This is a genomic window from Alcanivorax limicola (genome assembly GCF_019931215.1).
In the GTDB taxonomy this organism is placed as follows: domain Bacteria; phylum Pseudomonadota; class Gammaproteobacteria; order Pseudomonadales; family Alcanivoracaceae; genus Isoalcanivorax; species Isoalcanivorax limicola.
Genome location: NZ_JAIOUB010000004.1, coordinates 320,491 through 343,015, shown reverse-complemented (window position 1 = coordinate 343,015; position 22,525 = coordinate 320,491). Strand labels below are relative to the sequence as shown.

Annotated in this window: 21 protein-coding genes; 14 read left to right on the top strand and 7 right to left on the bottom strand. The window is 59.7% G+C overall.

Annotation, left to right across the window (positions count from 1 at the left end; translation table 11 throughout):
- Positions 1-173 precede the first annotated feature (173 nt).
- The 7 genes from thiC (at position 174) to parC (ending at position 8,958) form a co-directional block, all read left to right on the top strand.
- Positions 174-2,036 (top strand): phosphomethylpyrimidine synthase ThiC, encoded by a 1,863-nt coding sequence (thiC, locus tag K8B33_RS14380; protein WP_317846237.1) that lies wholly within the window; start codon positions 174-176, stop codon positions 2,034-2,036.
- A gap of 39 nt (positions 2,037-2,075) precedes the next feature.
- Positions 2,076-2,708 (top strand): NUDIX domain-containing protein, encoded by a 633-nt coding sequence (locus K8B33_RS14375; protein ID WP_223427723.1) that lies wholly within the window; start codon positions 2,076-2,078, stop codon positions 2,706-2,708.
- An 8-nt stretch (positions 2,709-2,716) separates the two neighbouring features.
- Positions 2,717-3,193, top strand: coding sequence for a DUF1249 domain-containing protein (locus K8B33_RS14370; RefSeq protein ID WP_223427721.1), 477 nt, complete (start codon positions 2,717-2,719; stop codon positions 3,191-3,193).
- A 144-nt stretch (positions 3,194-3,337) separates the two neighbouring features.
- On the top strand, positions 3,338-4,153 hold the full coding sequence (gene cpdA, locus K8B33_RS14365) for a 3',5'-cyclic-AMP phosphodiesterase (protein ID WP_223427720.1): 816 nt from the start codon (positions 3,338-3,340) through the stop codon (positions 4,151-4,153).
- Positions 4,154-4,777 carry a YqiA/YcfP family alpha/beta fold hydrolase gene (locus K8B33_RS14360; protein WP_223427719.1) on the top strand — a complete coding sequence of 208 codons (624 nt, stop codon included), beginning with the start codon at positions 4,154-4,156 and terminating at the stop codon, positions 4,775-4,777.
- A gap of 21 nt (positions 4,778-4,798) precedes the next feature.
- Complete coding sequence (parE, locus tag K8B33_RS14355; RefSeq protein WP_223427718.1) at positions 4,799-6,685, top strand: DNA topoisomerase IV subunit B; 1,887 nt, start codon at positions 4,799-4,801, stop codon at positions 6,683-6,685.
- 38 nt (positions 6,686-6,723) lie between these two features.
- The gene (gene parC, locus K8B33_RS14350) at positions 6,724-8,958 is read left to right on the top strand and encodes a DNA topoisomerase IV subunit A (RefSeq protein WP_223427716.1); all 2,235 of its coding nucleotides are present in this window, start codon (positions 6,724-6,726) and stop codon (positions 8,956-8,958) included.
- Between the two features lie 63 nt (positions 8,959-9,021).
- Here parC and K8B33_RS14345 read toward each other — a convergent pair whose 3' ends face one another.
- Both K8B33_RS14345 and K8B33_RS14340 read right to left on the bottom strand, forming a co-directional pair.
- Positions 9,022-10,305, bottom strand: a complete 1,284-nt coding sequence (locus K8B33_RS14345; RefSeq protein WP_223427715.1) for an OmpP1/FadL family transporter — start codon at positions 10,303-10,305, stop codon at positions 9,022-9,024.
- A 341-nt stretch (positions 10,306-10,646) separates the two neighbouring features.
- A complete protein-coding gene (locus K8B33_RS14340; RefSeq protein ID WP_223427714.1) occupies positions 10,647-11,336 on the bottom strand; it encodes a pseudouridine synthase in 690 nt (229 codons plus the stop codon).
- A gap of 123 nt (positions 11,337-11,459) precedes the next feature.
- On the opposite strand from K8B33_RS14340, the gene K8B33_RS14335 reads away from it, so the two are divergent.
- The 6 genes from K8B33_RS14335 to K8B33_RS14310 all read left to right on the top strand — a co-directional run bounded on the left by K8B33_RS14335 (position 11,460) and on the right by K8B33_RS14310 (position 17,356).
- Positions 11,460-12,623 (top strand): acetyl-CoA C-acyltransferase, encoded by a 1,164-nt coding sequence (locus K8B33_RS14335; protein WP_223427713.1) that lies wholly within the window; start codon positions 11,460-11,462, stop codon positions 12,621-12,623.
- A gap of 35 nt (positions 12,624-12,658) precedes the next feature.
- Positions 12,659-13,591: an alpha/beta fold hydrolase gene (locus tag K8B33_RS14330; protein ID WP_223427712.1), complete on the top strand. Its 933-nt coding sequence runs from the start codon at positions 12,659-12,661 to the stop codon at positions 13,589-13,591.
- Positions 13,592-14,189: 598 nt separating this feature from the next.
- Positions 14,190-14,621 (top strand): hypothetical protein, encoded by a 432-nt coding sequence (locus K8B33_RS14325; protein WP_223427711.1) that lies wholly within the window; start codon positions 14,190-14,192, stop codon positions 14,619-14,621.
- Positions 14,611-15,042, top strand: a complete 432-nt coding sequence (locus K8B33_RS14320; protein WP_223427710.1) for a helix-turn-helix transcriptional regulator — start codon at positions 14,611-14,613, stop codon at positions 15,040-15,042. Before K8B33_RS14325 ends, K8B33_RS14320 begins: the two co-directional genes overlap by 11 nt.
- On the top strand, positions 15,042-15,500 hold the full coding sequence (locus K8B33_RS14315) for a hypothetical protein (RefSeq protein WP_223427709.1): 459 nt from the start codon (positions 15,042-15,044) through the stop codon (positions 15,498-15,500). The genes K8B33_RS14320 and K8B33_RS14315 overlap by 1 nt, the downstream gene beginning before the upstream one ends.
- Before the next feature lie 71 nt (positions 15,501-15,571).
- Positions 15,572-17,356 (top strand): AAA family ATPase, encoded by a 1,785-nt coding sequence (locus K8B33_RS14310; protein ID WP_223427708.1) that lies wholly within the window; start codon positions 15,572-15,574, stop codon positions 17,354-17,356.
- Positions 17,357-17,663: 307 nt separating this feature from the next.
- On the opposite strand, the gene K8B33_RS16270 is transcribed toward K8B33_RS14310, so the two are convergent.
- The 5 genes from K8B33_RS16270 to efp form a co-directional block, all read right to left on the bottom strand.
- The gene (locus tag K8B33_RS16270; protein ID WP_223427707.1) at positions 17,664-17,900 is read right to left on the bottom strand and encodes a type II toxin-antitoxin system RelE/ParE family toxin; all 237 of its coding nucleotides are present in this window, start codon (positions 17,898-17,900) and stop codon (positions 17,664-17,666) included.
- Positions 17,897-18,151, bottom strand: coding sequence for an antitoxin (locus K8B33_RS14300; RefSeq protein WP_223427704.1), 255 nt, complete (start codon positions 18,149-18,151; stop codon positions 17,897-17,899). The genes K8B33_RS16270 and K8B33_RS14300 overlap by 4 nt, the downstream gene beginning before the upstream one ends.
- A 172-nt stretch (positions 18,152-18,323) precedes the next feature.
- On the bottom strand, positions 18,324-19,607 hold the full coding sequence (locus K8B33_RS14295) for a substrate-binding protein (RefSeq protein ID WP_223427701.1): 1,284 nt from the start codon (positions 19,605-19,607) through the stop codon (positions 18,324-18,326).
- 108 nt (positions 19,608-19,715) lie between these two features.
- Positions 19,716-20,678, bottom strand: coding sequence for an EF-P lysine aminoacylase EpmA (gene epmA, locus K8B33_RS14290; protein WP_223427700.1), 963 nt, complete (start codon positions 20,676-20,678; stop codon positions 19,716-19,718).
- Positions 20,678-21,247, bottom strand: a complete 570-nt coding sequence (gene efp / locus K8B33_RS14285) for an elongation factor P (protein ID WP_223427699.1) — start codon at positions 21,245-21,247, stop codon at positions 20,678-20,680. Before efp ends, epmA begins: the two co-directional genes overlap by 1 nt.
- A gap of 176 nt (positions 21,248-21,423) precedes the next feature.
- Between efp and epmB the strand changes: the two genes are divergently transcribed.
- Positions 21,424-22,419, top strand: coding sequence for an EF-P beta-lysylation protein EpmB (epmB, locus tag K8B33_RS14280; protein ID WP_396020991.1), 996 nt, complete (start codon positions 21,424-21,426; stop codon positions 22,417-22,419).
- Positions 22,420-22,525: the final 106 nt, after the last annotated feature.

Genomic DNA, 22,525 nt, shown 5'->3' with positions numbered 1-22,525 from the left:
TCAAACTGTGGGCAGATACTGCGCTGCGGGCTTGCGGCATCCGGGGCTATCCAGGGGCCTCAGCCGGTTGTGACCCTTTAACCCGCTGGCGTATAGTGGAGCAGCCGGATTTCCGGCTCGCCACCGCTGATTTTGATACCTGATTCTGTATTCCGATACCCTGGAGATTACCCGTGCCGGACGATTACCTGAGTGCCTCAGCTGGCGCTATCGAGCAAGCCTGCCAACCCATCACCGGATCACGCAAGATCTATGTGACCGGCAGCCGTGCGGATCTGCGCGTGCCGATGCGTGAGATTGCTCAGCATGCCACCCTGCTGGCCAACGGGGGCACCGAGGAAAATCCCCCGATTGCCGTCTATGACACCACCGGGCCCTATACCGACCCTGATGTGACCATCGATATTCGCAAGGGGCTCGCGCCCCTGCGTGCCGCATGGATCGCCGAACGTCATGACACCGAAGCGTTGCCGGGGCTGACCTCGGAATACGGTCGCCGCCGGGAGCAGGATGTCGCCACGGCGGGCCTGCGTTTTCCTGATGTGCGCCGCCCGCGCCGTGCACTGGCCGGGGCCAATGTGTCGCAGATGCACTATGCCCGCCAGGGCATCATTACGCCGGAGATGGAATATATTGCCATCCGCGAGAACCAGAATCTGGCGGCAGCGCGTGCGGCCGGCTTGCCGGTATACCAGCATCCGGGCCAGTCTTTCGGTGCTGCGATTCCGGCGGAGATCACGCCCGAGTTCGTGCGCGATGAAGTGGCGCGTGGCCGTGCCGTGATTCCGGTTAATATCAACCACCCGGAAATCGAGCCGATGATTATCGGCCGTAACTTCCTCACCAAGATCAACGCCAACATCGGCAACTCCGCGGTGACCTCCTCCATTGAGGAAGAGGTGGCAAAAATGACCTGGGCCACCCGCTGGGGTGGCGATACGGTGATGGACTTGTCCACCGGTGCCAATATCCACGAGACCCGGGAATGGATTCTGCGCAACTCGCCGGTGCCCATCGGTACGGTGCCAATCTATCAGGCGCTGGAGAAGGTCGGCGGTGTGGCCGAAGACCTGACCTGGGAGATTTTCCGCGACACCCTGATCGAGCAGGCCGAGCAAGGGGTCAGCTACTTCACCATTCATGCCGGCGTGCTGCTGCGCTATGTGCCGATGACCGCCAAGCGGGTGACCGGCATTGTCTCCCGTGGCGGTTCCATCATGGCCAAATGGTGCCTGGCGCATCACAAGGAAAGCTTCCTCTATACCCATTTTGAAGACATCTGCGAGATCATGAAGGCCTATGACGTGACCTTCAGTCTGGGCGACGGCCTGCGGCCGGGTTGCCTCGCCGATGCCAATGACGAAGCCCAGTTCAGCGAGCTTCGCACCCTCGGCGAGTTGACAAAAATTGCCTGGAAGCACGATGTGCAGGTGATGATCGAGGGCCCGGGACATGTGCCGATGCACATGATCAAGGCGAACATGGATGAGCAGCTCAAGTGGTGCGATGAAGCGCCGTTCTACACCCTGGGGCCGCTGACCACGGATATCTCGCCGGGCTATGACCATATTTCCAGCGCCATCGGCGCCGCCATGATCGGTTGGTACGGCACCGCCATGCTCTGCTACGTCACACCCAAGGAGCATCTGGGCCTGCCCAATCGGGATGATGTGAAAGAAGGCATTATCGCCTACAAGATCGCGGCGCATGCGGCGGATCTGGCGAAAGGCCATCCGGGCGCGCAGCTGCGCGACAATGCCTTGTCCAAGGCGCGTTTCGAGTTTCGCTGGGAAGACCAGTTCAACCTGTCCCTGGACCCTGACCGGGCGCGGGCCTATCACGATGAAACCATGCCCAAGCAGGCCCACAAGGTGGCGCACTTCTGTTCCATGTGCGGGCCCAAGTTCTGCTCCATGAAAATTTCACAGGAAGTGCGCGACTATGCTGCCGCACAGGAAGCCGAGGCGGGTATGCAGCAGAAATCCGAAGAGTTTCGCCAGAGCGGCGCGCAGATCTACCACAAGGCAGAAGAGTGATATGGCGTCAGTTCCAGTAATCCCGGCGGCGACAGGCCGGTGAACCGCTATCGTGCGCCCTTCGGGCCGGATGACGTCCAGATTCTGGAGCGGGAAAGCCCGTTCCGGGGTTTCTTTCGTCTGGATCGTTTGCGCCTGCGTCACCGCCTGTTTGCCGGTGGCTGGAGTCGCGAACTGACCCGTGAGTTGTTTGTCCGGAACGAGGCGGCCGGTGTATTGCCCTGGGACCCGGTGCGCGACGAGGTGCTGCTGATCGAGCAGTTTCGCGCCGGCGCGCTGGATTACCGGGATACGCCCTGGTGCCTGGAGATCATCGCCGGCATCGCCGACAAGGCGGGCGAGTCGCTGGCGGACATGATTTGCCGGGAGGCGCAGGAAGAGGCCGGTATCACCTTGACGCAGCTGCGCCCCTTGCCCAGCTATCTGGTCAGCCCGGGGGGCAGCAATGAACGCATGACGCTGTTCTTCGCCATGGCGGATCTGGCGAACGCCGGCGGATTGCATGGGGCGGCGGAGGAGGGCGAAGACATTCGTGTTCACCGGGTGCCGATGGCAGACATTCCGGCACTGCTGGAAACCGGCGTGCTGGACAATGCACCGTGCCTGATCGCCCTGCAATGGCTGTTGCTCAATCATGACGCTCTGCGCCGCGAGCAGGGGGTGGGTGTATGACGGGGCGCATGACAGCCCTGACGCGACGCCAGCGCTATCGGGTGGATTTGCGCGAGATGATGGTCCAGTGCGAGGCCAATTACCTGCACCTGATGCGGCTGATGCGCATGCTGGAGGAGCGCGACGAGGTGCATTTGACCTTGCCGGCACTGCTGGCTGACGAGCGTCCGGCACGGGGTATGGCGGTGCGCGTGCTGGAACGCTGCCGTTACACGACCATGCTGGAACTGGAGCAGGATACCCTGCACAGTCAGTTGCCACGGCCTGCGCTGACGGTGCGCCTGTATCACGATGCGCGCAGCGCAGAGGTGACTGCCGCCCGGCCTTATCAACGGGTGGCGGCGCGGCATGATTACCCTAACCCGTCGATGCATCAGCAGGATGAGAAGTTACAGTGGAATCGCTTTCTGGCTGAGTGGCTGCGCCATCTCAACGAGCATGGCGGCACGCGACCGGACCATTGGGAGCGGCGCGTTGATGCCTGACCCGGTCGTGGGCTGACACCCCGGGTGGACCGGTTGGCTGACACCGGTTGGTTGACACGGGTTGGTTGACAAGGGTGTGCCCTGGTCGCTGGAAATGGATCAGACCTTTGGTTTATAAGAAGGCTGAACGGAAAGGGAGTGGGGATGTTGACGCAAGTGGGTGAGAGCAGGCCCCTGCGCGTGGTGCAGTTATCCGACTGCCACCTGTTTGCAGAGACAACCGGCAAGCTGCTGGGGCTGAATACGCAGTACAGCCTTGAGAAGGTGCTGGAGCTGATCCGTGCCGAGCAGCCGCGTATTGATTTGTTGCTGGCCACCGGGGATCTGTCCCAGGATGCGTCGTACGCCTCCTATGAGCGGCTGCAGGCCGCCCTGGCGCCGCTCAATGCGCCCACCTTCTGGCTCGAAGGCAATCACGATAAGCCCGCGCCCATGCTGTCTGCCCTCAAGGCCGATCGCTCCCATGTCAGCCCCTGCGTGACACGCATGGGCGGCTGGACCTTTGTGATGCTGGATTCCACCATCCCCGGTGAAGTGCCCGGCGAGCTGTATCAGGCGGATCTGGATTTCCTGGACCAGGCATTGGCTGAGGCGGGCGATGATCCGGTCATGGTGTGCCTGCACCATCATCCCGTGCCCATGGGGTGCATCTGGCTGGACACCCAGGTCGTGGCCAGCGCCGAACGCTTCTTTGCCGTACTGGATCGCCACCCCGGCGTCCGCGCCGTCATCTGGGGGCATGTGCATCAGGAGTATGCGGGCGAGCGTAACGGCGTGGCGCTGTACGCGGTGCCGTCGACCTGTGTGCAGTTCAAGCCGGGCAGTGACGACTTTGCGGTGGATGACACGGCACCCGGCTACCGCTGGTTCGACCTCTACGCTGACGGGCGTATCGATACCGGCGTGTCGCGGGTCGAGGGCGTGACGTTCGAGGTCGATTTTTCGGTCAAGGGCTATTAAATGACATCCTCCGCGCCCGCGCCGTCGGAAGCGCTCTCACTGGTGTATATCCACGGTTTCAACAGCTCCCCGGCTTCTCTCAAGGCGCGGCAGCTGGTGCAGTGGTTCGAGGCCCGTGGCGCGGGCGATCGTATTCATGTGCCGGCGCTGCCGCCGGAACCGAAGCGCGCCATGGCGATGCTGGAGGCGACGCTGGCCGGCGCCGGCCCGGTCGCGCTGGCGGGGTCCTCGCTGGGCGGGTTCTACGCAACCTGGCTGGCGGCCCACCACGACCTGCGTGCGGTGCTGATCAATCCGGCCGTGCGGCCCTGGCTGTTGCTGGACGACTACGTCGGTGAACTGGCCAATTATCATACCGGCGAGCAATTTCAGCTGAAGCGGGGCTGGGTGGAGGAGTTGCGCAGTTATGCCGTCGCGGAGATCGACCGGCCGGAACAGCTGCTGGTGATGTTGCAGACTGGCGATGAAACACTAGACTGGCGGGACGCCTGGGCGCTGTATGAGGACTGCCACCTGTACCGCGGTCTTGGCGGTAGCCACGGTTTTGATGACTTTGATGCATTCATTCCGCTACTGTTGCGGTTCTGTGGCATCACGCTGCCGTCTGTATCGCCCGGGCAGTAACCCCCTGAATTCAGGATACCAATGACCAATACCTATACATCCGAGAATATCGAGGTCCTGTCGGGCCTCGACCCGGTACGAAAACGGCCGGGCATGTACACCGATACCACCCGCCCCAATCACCTGGTCCAGGAAGTGGTCGACAACAGTGTCGATGAGGCGCTGGCCGGCCATGCGCGCAGCATCCGCGTGGTGCTCTACAAGGACGGCTCTGTGTCGGTGGAAGACGACGGCCGCGGCATGCCGGTGGACCTGCACCCGCAAATGAAAAAGCCGGGCGTTGAAGTGATCCTGTCCACGCTGCATTCCGGCGGCAAGTTTTCCAATAATAATTACCAGTTTTCCGGCGGCCTGCACGGCGTGGGTGTGTCGGTGGTCAATGCACTGTCCAGCAAGCTGGAAATTACCGTGCGCCGCGACGGCCAGGTGCATCGCATGGCGTTTGCCAGCGGCGAGAAGACCGACGACCTGGCGGTGATCGATACCTGCGGCAAACGCAACACCGGCACGCGGCTGCATTTCTGGCCGGAAGAAAGCTACTTTGATTCTCCGAAGATTTCGGTGCCGCGCCTGCGCCACCTGCTACGGGCCAAGGCGGTGCTGTGTCCCGGCCTGGAAGTGATTCTGGAAGACCACGCCAGTGGCGACACGGAAACCTGGCAGTACGCTGATGGCCTGGTGGAATATCTTGACGACGCCACCCGGGGCTGGGAGAAGCTGCCGGATGCGCCGTTCACCGGCGTCATGCGCGGCGATACCGAACAGGTGGACTGGGCTGTGCTGTGGTTGCCGGAAGGCGGCGAGCTGGTAACGGAATCCTACGTCAACCTGATTCCCACGCCGCAGGGCGGTACCCATGTAAACGGGTTGCGTGCGGGCCTGCTGGAAGCCATGCGCGAGTTCTGCGAATTCCGCAATCTGTTGCCGCGGGGCGTCAAGCTGTCGCCGGAAGATATCTGGGATCGCGCCTGCTACGTGCTCAGCGTCAAGATGCAGGACCCGCAATTTGCCGGTCAGACCAAGGAGCGTCTCAGCTCCCGCGCGACCGCCGCATTTGTCTCCGGCGTGGTCAAGGATGCCTTCAGCCTGTGGCTCAATCAGCACACCGATGATGCAGACCGGTTGGCAGAACTGTGCATCAACAATGCGCAAAAGCGCCTGCGTGCCGCCAAAAAAGTCGCGCGCAAGAAAATTACTGCCGGCCCTGCCCTGCCCGGCAAGCTGGCGGATTGCGCCAGCGATGATCCGGCCCGCACTGAAATATTTCTGGTGGAAGGGGACTCCGCTGGCGGCTCCGCCAAACAGGCACGCAGCCGCGAATTCCAGGCGATCATGCCGCTGCGCGGCAAGATCCTGAATTCCTGGGAAGTGGATGCCTCGGAAGTGCTGGGCTCCCAGGAAATTCATGATATCGCCGTGGCACTGGGTATCGAGCCTGGTTCTGACGACCTTGCCGGGCTGCGCTACGGCAAGGTCTGCATTCTGGCGGATGCCGACTCCGACGGCTTGCACATCGCCACCCTGCTGTGTGCCCTGTTTGTGCGCCACTTTCCGACACTGGTGCGCGACGGCCATGTGTTCGTGGCCATGCCGCCGCTGTATCGCATCGATGTGGGCAAGGATGTCTATTACGCACTGGACAAGGACGAGCGCCAGGGCATCCTGGATCGCATCACCGCAGAAAAGAAACGCGGCAAGGTGCAAGTGACCCGCTTCAAGGGCCTGGGCGAAATGAATCCACTGCAATTGCGGGAAACCACCATGGCGCCGGATACCCGGCGTCTGGTGCAGCTTTCAATCAATGCGGGCGATGACACGCACCAGATCATGGACATGCTGTTGTCCAAGAAACGTGCCGGCGACCGCAAAGTCTGGCTGGAAGAAAAAGGCAACCTGGCAGAGATCTGATTCCCTGAGGAAAGAGCCTCTGTCAAAGTGAGTGACACATGTCTGACGATTTCGAAAAAGTCTCCATGCGGGACTACACTGAGAAGGCCTACCTGGATTATTCCATGTACGTCATTCTCGACAGGGCCCTGCCGCATATCGGTGATGGCCTCAAGCCCGTGCAGCGGCGCATCGTTTATGCGATGAGCGAGCTGGGGCTGAAAAACACCTCCAAGTACAAGAAATCGGCACGTACGGTCGGTGATGTGCTGGGTAAATATCACCCCCACGGTGACTCGGCCTGTTATGAGGCTATGGTGCTGATGGCCCAGCCGTTCAGCTACCGTTACCCGTTGGTGGACGGGCAGGGCAACTGGGGCTCCACGGATGATCCCAAATCCTTTGCCGCCATGCGTTATACCGAGTCGCGTCTGGCGCCCTATGCTGAAGTGCTGCTGGCGGAATTGGGGCAGGGTACCGTGGAGTGGGTGCCAAATTTCGACGGCACTATGGATGAGCCGAAGCTGCTGCCCTCGCGCCTGCCCAACGTGTTGCTCAACGGCACCACCGGCATCGCCGTGGGCATGAGCACCGATATCCCGCCGCACAACCTGCGCGAAGTTGCCGCCGCCTGTATTCACCTGCTGAAAGACCCCGGTGCCTCACTGGATGATCTGATGGAGCACATTCAGGGGCCGGATTACCCGACGGAGGCGGAAATCATCACGCCGCGTAACGACATCATTCGCATGTATGCGGAAGGCAAGGGCTCGGTCAAGCAACGCGCCATCTGGGAACGTGAAGAAAACGATATCGTCATTACGGCGCTGCCGTTTCAGGTGTCCGGCGCCAAGGTGCTGGAACAGATCGCCGATCAGATGAACAAGAAAAAGCTGCCCATGGTCAGCGATTTGCGCGACGAGTCGGATCACGAGAATCCGACACGCCTGATCGTGACACCGCGCTCCAGCCGCGTGGATGTGGAACAGTTGATGGGGCACCTGTTTGCCACCACGGATCTGGAAAAGAACTACCGCATCAACCTGAACATGATCGGCATTGATGGCCGGCCGCGGGTCAAGCCGCTGGATACCATTCTTAATGAGTGGCTGCAGTTCCGCATGATTACCGTGCGTCGCCGTCTGCAGTATCGCCTGGACAAGGTGCTGGAGCGCTTGCATATCCTTGAAGGCTTGCTGGTGGCCTTCCTGAATATCGATGAAGTGATCCGCATCATTCGCTATGAGGACGAGCCCAAGCCGGTATTGATGGAACGGTTCGGGCTCAGCGATGTGCAGGCCGAAGCGATTCTGGATCTGAAACTGCGACATCTGGCAAAGCTCGAAGAGATGAAGATTCGCGGCGAGCAGGATGAGTTGCAGAAAGAGCGCGAAGGCCTTGAGGCGACGCTCGGTTCAATGACCAAAATGAAAAATCTGGTCGCGCGCGAACTGAAGCAGGACGCCGAGAAATACGGCGACGATCGTCGTTCACCGCTGGTAACACGCGCTGAATCCCGCGCGCTGGACGAGACCGAACTGGTATCCGCCGATCCGGTCACGGTAGTGCTGTCTGAAAAAGGCTGGGTGCGTGCAGCCAAAGGTCATGATGTGGATGCCCTGAGCCTGAGCTACAAGACCGGCGACGGTTTCCTGTCGGCCACGCGGGGCAAGTCGAATCAGCCGGTGTGCTTTATCGACAGCACCGGGCGCAGCTATTCCCTGCTGGCGCATACCCTGCCGTCGGCGCGAGGCCAGGGCGAACCCTTGTCCGGCCGATTGAGCCCGCCCAGTGGCGCGCATTTTGTTGCCGCCCTGATGGGCCCGGATCGGGATGCCTGGTTGCTGGCCAGCGACGCGGGCTATGGCTTCATTGCGCGCATGGCGGATCTGCAAGCCAACAAGAAGGCAGGCAAAACCGTACTGAGTGTGCCGAAAGGCAGCCTGGTGCTGCCGCCGCAGGCCGTGGCGGATGTCGAACAGGATATGGTTGCGGTGCTGTCCAACGAAGGCCGGTTGCTGATCTTCCCGCTTAAGGAATTGCCGGAGATGCCGCGCGGCAAGGGCAACAAGATGATGTCGATTCCTTCTGCCAGAGTGCAGGATCGGGTGGAGTTCGTGGTGGGGATGCAGGTGCTGTCACCGAAAGACACGCTGCTGATTTATGCGGGCAAACGCCATATCGGCCTGAAAGCGTCAGACCTCGAGCATTATTATGGTGAGCGTGGTCGCCGCGGTGCAAAACTGCCCCGCGGCTTCCAGAACGTTGATCGCATGGACGTCGAACGCAAGTAGTGCATACAGGCACTACTGCGTTCGGGTGCATGGTGCGCTGGAACTGATCTCTAGAACTGATCCCTAAAACTGATAGGTCAGCTGGGCAGACACACCGTGAGCAGTCGTTTCGTAGTCCGCGCTATAGGCCGGACGTAACCCTGCGCCGGTGCTGTCCTGCTGATCTACCGGGGCCTCGCTTTCCCACAGGTAGGCATAGGCCATGTCGACGCTGAGGTTTCGGGCAGGTGACCAGCCCGCACCTACGGAGATCGCCTTGCGGTGACCATAAGGCACCCGCACGCTGCGGTTCTCTGCAGAAACCGGGGATTCATCCAGTGCCATGCCGCCGCGCAGTATCCACTGCGGATTGAGCTGGTAAGACGCACCGGCGGAGATGCCCAGCACGTCACGGAAGCCGATTTCTTCGGTGGTCACCGCGAGCGCACCCTGCGCACCGTCATTTTCCACATCAATACGTTGCAGTCGGCTCCAGCGTGTCCAGACAGCACCACCGTGCAGCGTCCAGCGTTCGTCCAGTTCATGGGTCAGCGACGCGGATGCGGATTCCGGTGTGGTGAAGTCCAGTGAGGCATCATAACGTCCGTTGACCAGGCCCAGCGCGGCGCCATTGGGGTCCATGCCACTGAGCGTGGTGTTGCCATCGAGTGTGTAGTCGACCTTTGAATAGTAGGTCACGCCGAGCGTGGTGCTGTCGGTGAGGCGCGCCATGATGCCCAGGTTGTAGCCGACGCCGTAATCGTCACCGGTGCTTTTCAGTTCGGCGTCGCCGGTGCCGCCGAAGGGCGCATTGGACAGATTGTTGCGCAGCGTGCCATCAATCCGGTTGAGCGTCACGCCCGCGCCGACAGCAAAGCGCTCATCAATGCGATAGCTGACAGTGGGCTGCACGGTGATCACACGCACATCGGTTTCCAGCGCCTGATACCGGCCCTGGAAGCTGTCTTCGTAATCGGCGGCGCCACCAAAGGGAACATAGGCGCCAACGCCCACATGCCAGCGCTCATCAATGGGCGTGACGTAATAGCCGAACGGAATCAGCGAGGTGGACACCATGTTGCCTTCGTTGGTGCCGGGCGCTGCGCCCTGTGCATTGTTGATATCAATGCTCGGCGCAATCACGGCAAGACCACCGCTGAGTTCTGCGCGTTGCAAGCGAGACATACCCGCCGGGTTGCCATACAGCGTGCTGGCATCCAGTGCAGAGGAGGCGCGGCCGGCATAGGCGGTGCCCATGCCACTGGCGCTTTGCTCGTTGAGGGACAGCCCGGCAGCCAGGCTATGGCCGCTGAGCAGCAGCAAACTGCCGGACAGGGCGGTCAGTGGAAATGCGTAGAATCTGGACATGAAGCTCTCCCGGTGCCCGCGCAGCATCGCGGGCACGCAACTCAGGTTTTATTGTCACGACATCGCGATACACCGCGAAAAGAAGTTGCCGATATGCTGTGCAGAATCAGGGGCAAACGCCGCTGCACGAGAAGTTCTGAACGGCGCCGCAGAAAATGCCGCAGTCAACCGGGTGTTGTAGCAGAACATGGCAGCCCTCCATGGCCGCGGAATTTTTCGACGCACATTTTCGACGCACATTCTGGATGCACATTCTGGATGCATTAGTCCCTGCGCGTTTCATATTGTAACTGACCTGATCCGTGACCGATCAGTATTTGCCGCTGGAATGTAAAAGTTTGTCAGGCGAACAGCGCGATTTCGGCGGCGTCGAGTGCGCGCCAGGTGCCGGGTGCCAGAGACGAGTCCAGGGTCAGGTTGCCGATGGCTTCCCGGTGCAGCGCCGTCACCCGGTTGCCGGTGGCAGCAAGCATGCGCTTGACCTGGTGATAGCGGCCTTCGCTGATGGTGAGCAGCAGTTCCGTGTCGCCAAGCTGCTCGGCCTGCGCCGGGCGGGTGGGGGTGCGGCTGTCATGCAACAGCACGCCATCGCGGAGTTGTTGCAGCGCGTCAGGTGTCAGGGGCGCGGCGGTGGTGACGCGATAGCGCTTCGGGCAATGCGTGTTGGGGGTGGTGATGCGATGGGACCACTGGCCATCGGTGGTCAGTAACACCAGCCCGGTGGTGTCGATATCCAGGCGCCCGGCGCTGTGCATGTCACGGCGCAGTTCACCCGGCAGCAGATCCAGCACCGTGCGATGCCCCGGGTCCTCCGTAGCGCAGACCACGCCCGGTGGTTTGTGCAGCATGAGGTAGCGATGGCCCGGCAAGGTCAGCGGCGCGCCGTCGAGGCACACGGATTCGCCGGCCAGTTGCAGGCGTGCGGTGGGTTTGGCCACGCCGCTGACGGTGACGCTGCCGCTGGCAATCAGTCGCTTCGCCTGGCTGCGGGTCAGGCCGGTGGCATGGGCAATGAAATAGTCGAGTCTCATGGACCGCAAGTGTACAGCAAGCGTGCTGACCAGGAGTCTGTTCAGGCGGTCATCTGTGGTCATTGTGGGCGCTGCGGGGGCGGATTAGTCTGGTCCGCATTCATCACTTTCGGGAGAAGCATCATGGCCATTGCCTATATTGTTGACGCGGTGCGTACCGCTGGCGGGCGTCGTAACGGACGACTGAGTCGCAAGCACCCTGCCGATCTCGGCGGTATCGTCATAGATGCCCTGCTGGACCGCACCGGCGTGCCGCCGGAAAAAGTGGACGATGTGATCTATGGCTGTGTCAGCCAGATCGGTCCACAGACCTTCAATATTGCCCGCACCTCGATCCTCAGCTCGAAGCTGCCGGAATCCGTGCCCGGCGTGGCCATTGATCGCCAGTGCGGTTCCTCCCAGCAGGCGATTCATTTTGCCGCGCAGGCGGTGCTCTCCGGCACCCAGGATCTGGTGATTGCCGGTGGCGTGGAATCCATGAGCCAGGTGCCGATCGGTGCGCCGCTGACAGTCGCCAAGGAACTGGGTAATCCGTTCTCTGGCGAGATCGGCAAGCGTTACCCGGGCGAAAGCTTCAGCCAGTTTGTGGGGGCCGAGCGCATGGCCGCCAAATATGGCGTAACACGGGAAGAGCTGGCGAAGTTCTCCTACGCCAGCCATGTCAACGCGGCGGCCGCGACCAAGGCGGGCAAGTTCAAGGAAGAGATCGTGCCGATTACCGTGGACATCGACGGTGAGTCCGTGGTCCACGATACGGACGAGGGCATTCGTTGGGAGCCGGATTACGAGGCCATGCTGAACCTTGATCCGCTGCAGCCGGATGGTGTGATCTCCGCCGCCTTTGCCAGCCAGATCTGCGATGGCGCCTCGGCGGTATTGATTGCCAGCGAAGCCGCAGTGAAGGCATACGGCCTCAAGCCCCTGGCGAAGATCCATACGCTGGCCGTGGTGGGCAGCGATCCGACCATGGTGCTGGAAGGCCCGATCCCGGCCACCGAGAAAGCACTCAAGCAAGCCGGCATGACCATCGACCAGATGGATCTGTACGAGGTCAACGAAGCGTTTGGTTCGGTGCCGCTGGCCTGGGCCAAGGCGGTGGGCGCAGACCTGGACAAGCTCAATGTGAACGGTGGCGCCCAGGCGCTGGGGCATCCGCTGGGTGCGACCGGCACCAAACTGATGGGCACGCTGATCTATGAGCTGCGTCGTCGTGGCGGCAAATATGGCCTTCTCGCCATTTGTGAGGGGCTGGGTACGGCCAATGCCACGATCATCGAGTTGGTATAAAGTCCCGTGATCGCGATTGCCACAGGATACTGACCATGACCGTTTCTCCGCGCCCGCTTGTTGCCGCGTCCACCTTGCGCAGCGGCACCATCACCACGCCGCAGGGCATTGAGCTCTGCTACGACGAGCGCGGCCCGGAGGACGGCACGCCCCTGCTGTTCATCATGGGGCTGTCGGCACAGATGGTATTCTGGCCCGCGCCGCTGCTGGATGATCTGGCAGCGCGCGGGTTTCGCGTGATCCGCTTTGATAATCGTGATGTCGGTCTGTCAACGAAACTGCGTGGTGCCATCCGGCACTCGCCCGCTGCGGCCATTGCCCGCGCTACGCTCGGCCTCAAGGTGCATGCTCCCTATACATTGCACGATATGGTGGAAGACACCTGCGCCCTGCTGGATGCCCTGGAGATTGAGCGCGCGCACCTGGTCGGTGTGTCCATGGGGGGCATGATCAGCCAACTGATGGCCGCCACCCGCGCCCAGCGCGTGTCGAGCCTGACCTCGATCATGTCCGGCACCAACAGTCGCTGGCTGCCACCGCCCAAACCCGCTGCACTGAAAACCCTGGTTGCGCCGCGCGTGCGTATCGAGAACCGCGAGCAGTACATCGCCTTCGGCCACGACATGATGAAGAAAATCGGCGGCACCCTCGATCCGGGCGCGGCGCTGGTCGAGCAGATGTTCGGCGAGAGCTGGGAGCGCGGCCTCTACCCGCGCGGTATCCGCCAGCAGTTCTTCGCTGTGCTCGCCACGGGCGATCTGACGCCCCACGTCAAGAAAATCCGCTGCCCGGCCACCATCATCCACGGTGCCGAAGACCCGCTGATCCGCCCCGCTGGCGGCAAGGCCTCGGCAAAGCATATCCCCGGCGCCCGCCTGCACATGATCCCCGGAATGGGCCACGACCTGCCGGAAAGCGTACTGCCACAGATCGCCGACCTTATCGAAGAGACAGTCGGGCGCGCCTGAGGCTTTGTATGCACCGCAGGCCGGTCGCATCCTGATGAGGGCCTCTGTCGATTGTGTCTGCCCCTAGATCTGAAAAGTGCGACGGGCGGCATCGCGCAGATCCGCTGCCGCGCCAGGGGCGAGGATGTGTGGGGGGGGGGCTACTGTGAAGGTGCGATCGGTACGCTCACTAAGCAGATTAAACTTAACTTATTGATTTATATATAAAAATTGGCGGGCGTCTCGGAATCGCCATTGTTTTGCCGGCCCGGTGCGAGCCACCAGCCGCTTCTCCGACTCTTTGTCCGTTAACGCTATCATGGTGGCATCCTTGCCTGTTGGCCATCTTTGTTTGCTCAGCCTTTGGCTGGGTGGTGCAAAAGAGGCGCATCAAGTGAGTAGCCTTGATCGAGCGAAATTCTAGTTAACCGATTGATTTTATTAATTAAAGTTAGTGGGTGTCTCGAGTCGGCTCTTTTGACTCTGCGGAAGTGCTGCACGATACTGGCCGTTTAGGCAGTTATGCTGTTGCGTCTGTTAAAGTGGCGTTTGGGGGTCATTCAGAGCAGTTTATCGAATAGACATTGAAGTTAATATATATGTTAACATGGGATTGCGTGTGCCGAAGGACAAGGATCAACAATCAGTTTCTGTCGACTATAGGGGGCGGCAGTATACGGTGGTGCATTGCGACGGGGCCTTGGATACGTTTCGGGAGGCTTTGAAGCATGTCAAGGTAGGCAAGGCGAAGTCCCTGACTCGGCAGATGATTGTGCAGATTAAACGCCTGGCGGATGGCGAGGCAATGTCGAGGGACAACTTTCCATTGGAAGGGATGCTTCCTGCTCTTTCCGGCCAGCGGCGCGGCAGGAGGTTTCGGGCACTGAAGAAGATACCGATTCGAGGCTATTGCTGGAAATCGGACCGCGTGCCGGACACATGGTTTATAAGCCATTACATCTATAAGAACAAAAACGACTTGGATGATAGAGACACGGAAAAAGTAAGCCACAATTGGCGAAGAATTGAGGAGGACGGTGATGAGCGCTAAAGAGGTCCGCAATATGTTCTACCCTGCCGACAAGAAATTTAGTCGCGCAGAGGATCGTGCCCTAGCTAGGGAAGAACTGATCTACAACGTAACGGAAGACCTATTGGTGCTGCTGGAAAAACTGGACGTCAGCAAGGTGACGCTTGCACGCCACCTCGGTAGGTCGCGCGCCTATGTTAGCCAACTGCTTACCGGCTCACGGAATATGACGCTTGGTACCCTATCTGACATCTGTTTTACGCTGGGGGTTTCGCCAAGGGTTTCTTTCAGGCGCGATAGATCCAATCACAGCGAACTGACTTGTCACGCCAACTGGAAAGATGTTCCTGTTCAGCAAGTCCGGCTTTCTATAGCGAGCGTAACTCCGATTCTTAGAAATGAGCGCCGTGACTGGCATGCGCTCAATGGAGATGTAGCCTGATGGCATCTGACGCACTTAAATCGGCGCAGGAGTGCTTGGCGATTCAGGCGGTCCACCTGAGTCATTGTTATGCGAATGTCCGTCAGGATTTTGATCCTGCTCGGTACAATAAGGACGAATTGGTATCACAGGGTTTTAGTGCGCTCCAGTCTGTCGACGCGCTGGAGTTCGAAGAAGACGCTAGCGGATATCGATTCGTCTATCTGCTAGGGTTCCGTCTGGTCGGCAAGGAAGAAGATCAGGAGGTGGAAGGCTATGTGCCGAAGTTGGAAATCGTTGGTAGTTTTTCTGCCAAGTACAAATGTAAGCGTAAGCTGAATGGAGAGGAAATAGAGGCCTTTTCAAAAAATAATGTTGCATATCATATCTGGCCATACTGGCGGGAATATATCCAGAGCACTGCAGCACGGGTGGGGCTTAAGGAGGTTATTGAGGTCCCGATGTATCGGATAACATAGGCCTGCCTTTCATCGTAGCGGAGCAATGCTGGAGCTCGAAGTAGAATCGCTCCCAGATAAGGAGTAATGGTATGCATCGTGAAAAAGATGCGGGGTTTGGTTCTTTGAAAGAAAGGATGGAAAAGGTAAAGAGAGAAGCTATTAGATCAATGCCGAAAAGCGGCTTCTTGGTATCTGATTTACCGGCGCTATATCAGTCTAAACGTTTTCCTGAGGTGGAAATTAATTTTGGGCGTATTAATGTAGTTCTGGGTTCAAATGGCGCCGGAAAAAGCTCTCTCCTTACTGAGATTAGAGACAATATAAGGCTGTCTGGCATTATGGGAAAGCCTGTGTATATTGAGGGTGGCAGGGCAATAGAAATTAAAGATAATCTTGATGTCGATCCCAAGGAGTATCAAAAGTACCATAAGTTCGATAGCGCTAATAAAACCTACCAGAATAAGAGGGGCGGGAAGCTCTCATTGCGCCTGCGTGATGCACTTATTGTTCTTGATAAGCTCGATAATGAGATAAGATACGAACATTCTGACAGAACTCTAAAGTGGTTTGAATCAAACCCTGCTCAGATTGGGAGCTTCCCGGCGAGGCCAAAGCCGCCTTTGACTCGGTTGTTCGAGATGTTCCAGGAGATATTCCCCGATATTGGCCTTTCTTATGATAATGCTAAACGGGTGCTAAGGGCCGAGAAAAATGGTGCGCTGTATGGGCCCTCTAGGCTTTCAGATGGCGAGAAGCAGGTTTTCTCGATCTTGGCTGAATTTATTGAAATGCCAGATGAGTATAACGTCGTAATTGTTGATGAACCAGAGCTGAACTTGAATCCTGGTTTGGCGGAGCAGCTCTGGACATTAGTAGAGGAATCTTACCCAGAAAAAATATTCATTTATGCAACGCATAGTGTTGGTTTTGCGATTAGGGATACTGTCGATAAGGTGTACGTCATATCTATAGATGGTAAGAGTCTTAGCGAATTCGAGGGAATGGACTGCTTTTCTCGTGCTGAATTGTATGGTTTCTTTGGCAGTGTTCCGAATCTTTTGTCTCCAGGGAGGGTTTTGATCACAGAGGGTAACGATAAGTCGTTTGATGCCATTTTTTACCCATGGGTTCTAGGTGGTCCCGGCGTGTCTATAGTTCCGGGAGGGGGATGTGAGGATTTGTGTGCGTTGGTTGCGCGATCGGGAATATGGGGAAGGGTTTCCCCCTCTTTGACTCTTTTGGGTGTTGTTGATTCTGACTACAAATCGTCGACAAGGCTTGAGCTGTTGCGGAAGAATGGGGTTTTAAGTATCCCTTTTCATGAGGCAGAGTCTTTTTTATGTGTTCCAGAGATTTTGAGTCGGCTTGCAGCGCACATTGCAACTCAGGAGGAAATTCCTACTCCTGAGTCTATATCCAGTTGGATTGTGGACTATCTCGATCAGAATAAGATTTTAATTGCTGCTAGAAGGGTTTGTTCGGACAGAGCTTTCTCTTATGGCATTAGTGTTCCGAATAAGATTGTCAGGAAGTGTGCTAGTTTCGAGGAGTTATGGAGTAACTTGGCTGAAGTTAGAAGAGAGAGGGTTGATGTATTGTTGGAGGCGGCTTCCGAGGGCGCGTTAAGAATGGAATTTGAGGCAGAGGTCTCTCGGATAAATTCTGTAATTTCAGAGAAAGATGCATTGCAAGCCCTGATGCTTGTGCCAGGTAAGCAACTGCTTGGTGTCTTGGCAAAAAAGGCGGGCTTTAGATCGCCTATTGATGTCATGAGGTGCTTGAGCGCGAACTTTTCCCCAGAGGATTTCTCCGTCGTGGAAAGTTTGAAGGAGCAGATAATGAGTGCGTTTGATGCTCTGAGTAACACTGACTAGAGGATTTATTATCCTCTATGTGTTTTTGGTCCTACTGTGTGTTCTTGTGATTGACTTTGTGGCCGACCAAGTTAGATTGGTAGCAAGCCTCAGATTGAGGATCTGTGTGTCACTTTAAAGAGTCCGACACAAGGCTTGGGTTCTCTATTTCGGCGTCAGACGCCTGAAAGGCACATCCCGGCGCGCCTGACATTTTCCGCCGGCCGTGTCGCGGTAGTGTTTGCTGGTTGGCTAATCAAGCCGCTCTTGCATACGGGCGATTATGTCCATGCGTTAGTGCTGCATGGCCAGAATCACTGCGGGTTGGTTATCCCCGGGCAAACAGAAAAATGTAATGATGTCCGGCCCTGCGTACTCGCAATCCGGGGAGTAGGTCGTCCCGGTTCTTGAATATGCCTTGCCCAAGTGCAAGCTGCGTGGCGGCTTCTTCGATCTGTGCAACATAGGCTCGGCATTGTGCCGGTCCCCAGGTCTGGAAGGTGTAACGGACGAGATCGGGCAGATCCCCTGCCGCGCCGCGGGTGAGGATGTAAGGGGCTGTCATTCCTTCGATTCAGCTTGAAGCGTTTGCTCGGCAAGTTCGCTGATGCTGCCTTGGGACAGTTCTCCGCGGCGGGCTTCGGACAGGCGCTCGGAGAGGAGGGCTTTCAGTTCACTCAGCGCCTGGTCGCCCGTTGAATCTGCGGAAAACAGCCGTTCAATGGCGTATTGCTTGAGAGCTTTGCCCTCAAGGGCGGCGAGGGCCTTGGGCGTCTGGTGTTGTTGCTCAGTCACATCGATGGTCAGGCGGCTCATGGACAGGGCTCCGGGGATTGACGAAGTTTGTAGCTTATCGCAAATGTGGGTTTGTGGGTTCAGAGGCCTGAAGATGGCACTGGTGCGTCCCCGAGAACAGCACGCCCCCTTTGTTCATCACGAGGTGTCGTCGCCCCTGAGCCCCTGAGCGCCTGACCCCGTTAGCAGGGCATTACTCAAGCCCGGGCGGTTGCCCGTAGCGGGCGCGTTCTGCGATCCATTCCACGTGTGTCTGGGTGGCGCGCTCGCCGTCCATGGCGTCCAGAATCTCGAAATAATCCTGGCGGAAGCGATCGGCCATGACGGTCCGGCGCGGGTTGATGCGCACCGCGTAAACCGTTTGCACATTCTGGTGATCGAAGGCGCGCCACTGCTGCTCGTCTTTCAGCAGGCTGTAGCGATGGCCTTCCAGTGCGGCAATCAGGCGTTCGCTGTCGAAGCTGCGCGCCCGCGTCACGGCATCGCGCCACTGATAGACGATGCTGTAGGCCGACGCCGCCGAGGTAGACGGATAGGTCTCGTAACGTTCGGCGAAGGTGTTCACAAACGCCTGGCCGCGCGGGTAGTCGTAATGGAACGGCACATTCCAGGTCCAGGGCGTGGCGCCCAGCACGCCCTCCATGATGCCGGGTCCGGCCTGTTCCACCATGCTCAGGGTCAAGTTCGGGACCACAATCTGCATGCGCCGGGTCAGGCCCATCTCATAGGCCAGGCGCATGGCGGTCACCATCTGGTTGCCGAACAGCACCATGACCAACACGTCTGCCTCACTCTCGGCGGCCTCGGCGAGTGCTGCCTGTATCTGCCGGTAGCGGCCGCCGGGGAAAGGCACCATCACGCGGCCGTGGTCGGCCTCGTTGCCGGTGTCGGTAAAGCGGCGCATCGAGTCCTCGGTGGTGTGGCCCCAGGTGTAGTCGGCAGTGATGTAGAAATAGCGCTGGTCGGCGAAGTGTTCGCGCAAATGCTGCCCCAGTACGCGCGACGACATCCAGGCGTTGTAGCACTCGCGGAACATGTAGCGGTGCCCGTCCTTGCCGGTGGTGTCATTGGAGTAGGTGAGGGTGCCGAAATAGAGCAGGCCCCGCTGGCGCGCGCGCTGACCGGCGGCCACGGCGACGGCGCTGGATGAGCCGCCGAACAGCATGCGTGCGCCCTGGTCGGCTAACTGGTCCACATTGTCGGCGGCCTGGGCCGGGCGTGAGGCGGTGTCGGCTTCCAGCAGGGTGATGGGTCGCCCCAGCACGCCACCTGCGGCATTGATTTCATCGATGGCCATCAGCGCGCCGCGCATCTGCATCAGGCCTTCCTGGCTGTATTCGCCGCTACGCGGGTAATTGATACCGATGGCCACCGGCTGGGCGGCGCTGACGGTCAATGAGACAAGCAAGGTCATGCCGGCGAGCAGTCGTGCCGTCAGACAATGTCGGGCGTGGCGCATGGGTCGGGCATGGCGCATGGTGATTCCCCCCTGTTCTTGTTGTGTCCGTGTTCAACAAGTACCACGCCCGCTTGTGGCGTCAGTATCAGGCTTTGGTAGGGGGGGCAGGAAAAGCAAACGGAAGGATCAGGCGATATCGCCAGGGAACGCGAGCACATCGCGGATGCGCGGGGCGCCCAGCTGGCACATCAGCAGCCGGTCCAGACCCACAGCCACACCGGCGCAATCCGGCAGGCCGGCGGTCAGCGCGGCGAGCAAGCGGGGGTCGGCGGCCATGGCCGGCAGACCTGCATCCTGGCGCCGTAGCTGATCACTCTGGAAGCGTTGCGCCTGTTCGCTGGCATCGGTCAGTTCGTGGTAGCCGTTGGCCAGCTCCATGGCACCGAAATAGATTTCGAAGCGCTCTGCCACCGTTTCGCCATCGGTGTCCGGGGCAGTGCGTGACAGCGCGGCGGCCCAGCCCGGATAGTGGCTGACGATGGTCAGGGTGTTGGCGGGCAGGGCGGCTTCCACGCGTGTCGCCATGAGATAGTCCACCAGCGCCGCCCGATCCAGATCGGCGGGCAACTGATCCGGGCTGGCCTGATACAGGTCAGCAAGGGGCGCGCGCAGCGGGTCAAGGCCGGTGACGGTGGCGAACAGGTCGCGGAAACGGTGTTGCTGTACCGGCGGACGTGCCAGTTGTTGCGCCAGTTGTTGTGAGAGCTGTTGCGACAGCAGGGCGACGGTTTCGTCGATCAGTGCCTGCAGGTCGAAACCCGGGCGGTACCATTCCAGCAGGGTGAACTCCGGGTTGTGCCGTTGCCCGGATTCCCCGTCCCGAAAGACCTGGCTGATCTGGTAGATGGGCCCGCTGCCGGCGGCCAGCAGCCGCTTCATGTGGTACTCAGGCGAGGATTGCAGATAGCCGTGGGCCGGTACGGCGATGCTGGGGATATGGGGATCGGTCACGCCGTGGGCGGCCAGCACGGGCGTGCTGACCTCCATCACCTGGCGTTCGGCAAAGAACTGGCGGGTGGCCGCATACAACTGCGCCCGGGCCTTGAGAGCCCGGGCGCTGCAGGTCGGCTGCCAGTCGTCGTGCCGCATCAGCTCTTGACGCGGTTGACGTACTCGCCGGTGCGGGTGTCGACCTTGATGATTTCACCGGTCTGCACGAACAGCGGCACGCGTACGGTGGCGCCGGTGCTCAGCTTGGCCGGCTTGCCGCCGGTGCCAGCGGTGTCACCCTTGAGGCCCGGATCGGTCTCGGTGATTTCCAGCTCGACGAAGTTGGGCGGGCTGACGGCCAGAGGGGCGCCGTTGTAGAGCGTGACAGTGCAGACGTCTTCTTCTTTCAGCCACTGAATGGCATCGCGCACGGCGGCTTCATCGGCGGGCAGCTGTTCGAAAGACTCCGGGTTCATGAAATGCCAGAATTCACCGTCGGTGTAGAGATACTGCATCTCGACATCCATGACGTCGGCGCCTTCCAGGCTTTCGCCGGACTTGAAGGTGCGCTCCCAGATCTTGCCGGAACGCAGGTTGCGCAGACGCACGCGGTTGAAGGCCTGGCCTTTGCCGGGCTTGACGAATTCGTTCTCGACGATGGCGCAGGGATCGCCGTCCAGCATTACTTTCAGGCCGGACTTGAATTCGTTGGTAGAATAGCTCGCCATGGTTACACCCACACTGAAACGCGATTAAGGGCGGCAATGATAACGCAGCAGGCTCACAGTTGGCAGACCCCGCTGCCATGCGGGACGTTCAGGCAGTCAGGCACTGAATCCGGGGCCGGCCCGGTGTCGGGAGAGTGCCTGTGACGCCGCCGGGGCAGCATCAAGGCAGTGCGCGCATCCCGGTGCAGGATGCGGCGGACACTGACTGGCAGCAGGCGCAGGCAGACGTCATTACCGACCCGGGGGAGTTGCTGGGGCTGCTGGGGCTGGATACGGCGGACTTGCCAGCGGCGCTGCGGGCCGCGGCGGATTTCCCGCTGCGCGTCCCGCGCGCCTACGCGGCGCGCATGCAGCCCGGCGACGCACAGGACCCGCTGCTGCGACAGGTACTGACCAGCCCGGAGGAGCTGGCGCCGACACCGGGCTATGACACAGACCCGCTGGCGGAGGCAGCGCATACGCCGGTGCCTGGTATACTGCACAAATACCATGGTCGGGTATTGCTGGTGGTCACCGGCGCTTGCGCGGTGCATTGCCGCTACTGTTTCCGGCGTCACTTCCCGTATCAGTCCCATCTGCCCACGGCCGCCCGGCTGGATGAGGCGCTGTCCTGGCTGAACGAGCACACCGAGATAGAGGAAGTGATTCTGAGTGGCGGCGATCCATTCAGTCTGTCTGACCGGCGTTTGCTGGATCTCCTGGCCCGGCTGGCGACGATTCCGCATTTGCGGCGACTGCGCATCCACAGTCGTTTGCCGGTGGTCATTCCCGGCCGGATTACCCCGGCACTGGTGGCGGCGCTTGGCGATGCGCGCTGGCAGAGTGTACTGGTGTTGCACGCCAATCATGCGCATGAGCTGACGCCCGGCCTGGCAGCCGAGGTGCGTGCGCTCCAGCAGTTGGGCGTCACGGTGTTGAATCAGGCGGTATTGCTGCGCGGTGTCAACGATACGCTGCCTGCGCAGGAGGCGCTGAGCCTGGCCCTGTTCCAGCACGGCATCCTGCCTTATTACCTGCATCAACTGGATCGCGTCGCGGGTGCGGCGCATTTTTCCGTCTCCGACGATCAGGCCCGGGCTCTGCATCGGGCGCTGCGTCACCGCTTGCCCGGATACCTGGTGCCGCGGCTGGTGCGTGAAGTGGCGGGTGACTTGTCGAAAACGCCGCTGTGACAAGGGCTGTTGTCGCTTGCGGCGAATGAACCGCTGATTCATTTTTCGCCCGGCGCATGATCTGGCACGGCGGTCACATTATGATCATTTCGTTTACACAACAGGT

Bases quoted from the DNA above. Each gene is read 5' to 3' on its own strand.
- K8B33_RS14370 (WP_223427721.1), top strand. From the start codon at position 2,717: ATGACAGCCCTGACGCGACGCCAGCGCTATCGGGTGGATTTGCGCGAG.
- cpdA (WP_223427720.1), top strand. From the start codon at position 3,338: ATGTTGACGCAAGTGGGTGAGAGCAGGCCCCTGCGCGTGGTGCAGTTA.
- K8B33_RS14360 (WP_223427719.1), top strand. From the start codon at position 4,154: ATGACATCCTCCGCGCCCGCGCCGTCGGAAGCGCTCTCACTGGTGTAT.
- parE (WP_223427718.1), top strand. From the start codon at position 4,799: ATGACCAATACCTATACATCCGAGAATATCGAGGTCCTGTCGGGCCTC.
- parC (WP_223427716.1), top strand. From the start codon at position 6,724: ATGTCTGACGATTTCGAAAAAGTCTCCATGCGGGACTACACTGAGAAG.
- K8B33_RS14345 (WP_223427715.1), bottom strand. From the start codon at position 10,305: ATGTCCAGATTCTACGCATTTCCACTGACCGCCCTGTCCGGCAGTTTG.
- K8B33_RS14340 (WP_223427714.1), bottom strand. From the start codon at position 11,336: ATGAGACTCGACTATTTCATTGCCCATGCCACCGGCCTGACCCGCAGC.
- K8B33_RS14335 (WP_223427713.1), top strand. From the start codon at position 11,460: ATGGCCATTGCCTATATTGTTGACGCGGTGCGTACCGCTGGCGGGCGT.
- K8B33_RS14330 (WP_223427712.1), top strand. From the start codon at position 12,659: ATGACCGTTTCTCCGCGCCCGCTTGTTGCCGCGTCCACCTTGCGCAGC.
- K8B33_RS14320 (WP_223427710.1), top strand. From the start codon at position 14,611: ATGAGCGCTAAAGAGGTCCGCAATATGTTCTACCCTGCCGACAAGAAA.
- K8B33_RS14315 (WP_223427709.1), top strand. From the start codon at position 15,042: ATGGCATCTGACGCACTTAAATCGGCGCAGGAGTGCTTGGCGATTCAG.
- K8B33_RS14310 (WP_223427708.1), top strand. From the start codon at position 15,572: ATGCATCGTGAAAAAGATGCGGGGTTTGGTTCTTTGAAAGAAAGGATG.
- K8B33_RS16270 (WP_223427707.1), bottom strand. From the start codon at position 17,900: ATGACAGCCCCTTACATCCTCACCCGCGGCGCGGCAGGGGATCTGCCC.
- K8B33_RS14300 (WP_223427704.1), bottom strand. From the start codon at position 18,151: ATGAGCCGCCTGACCATCGATGTGACTGAGCAACAACACCAGACGCCC.
- K8B33_RS14295 (WP_223427701.1), bottom strand. From the start codon at position 19,607: ATGCGCCATGCCCGACCCATGCGCCACGCCCGACATTGTCTGACGGCA.
- epmA (WP_223427700.1), bottom strand. From the start codon at position 20,678: ATGCGGCACGACGACTGGCAGCCGACCTGCAGCGCCCGGGCTCTCAAG.
- efp (WP_223427699.1), bottom strand. From the start codon at position 21,247: ATGGCGAGCTATTCTACCAACGAATTCAAGTCCGGCCTGAAAGTAATG.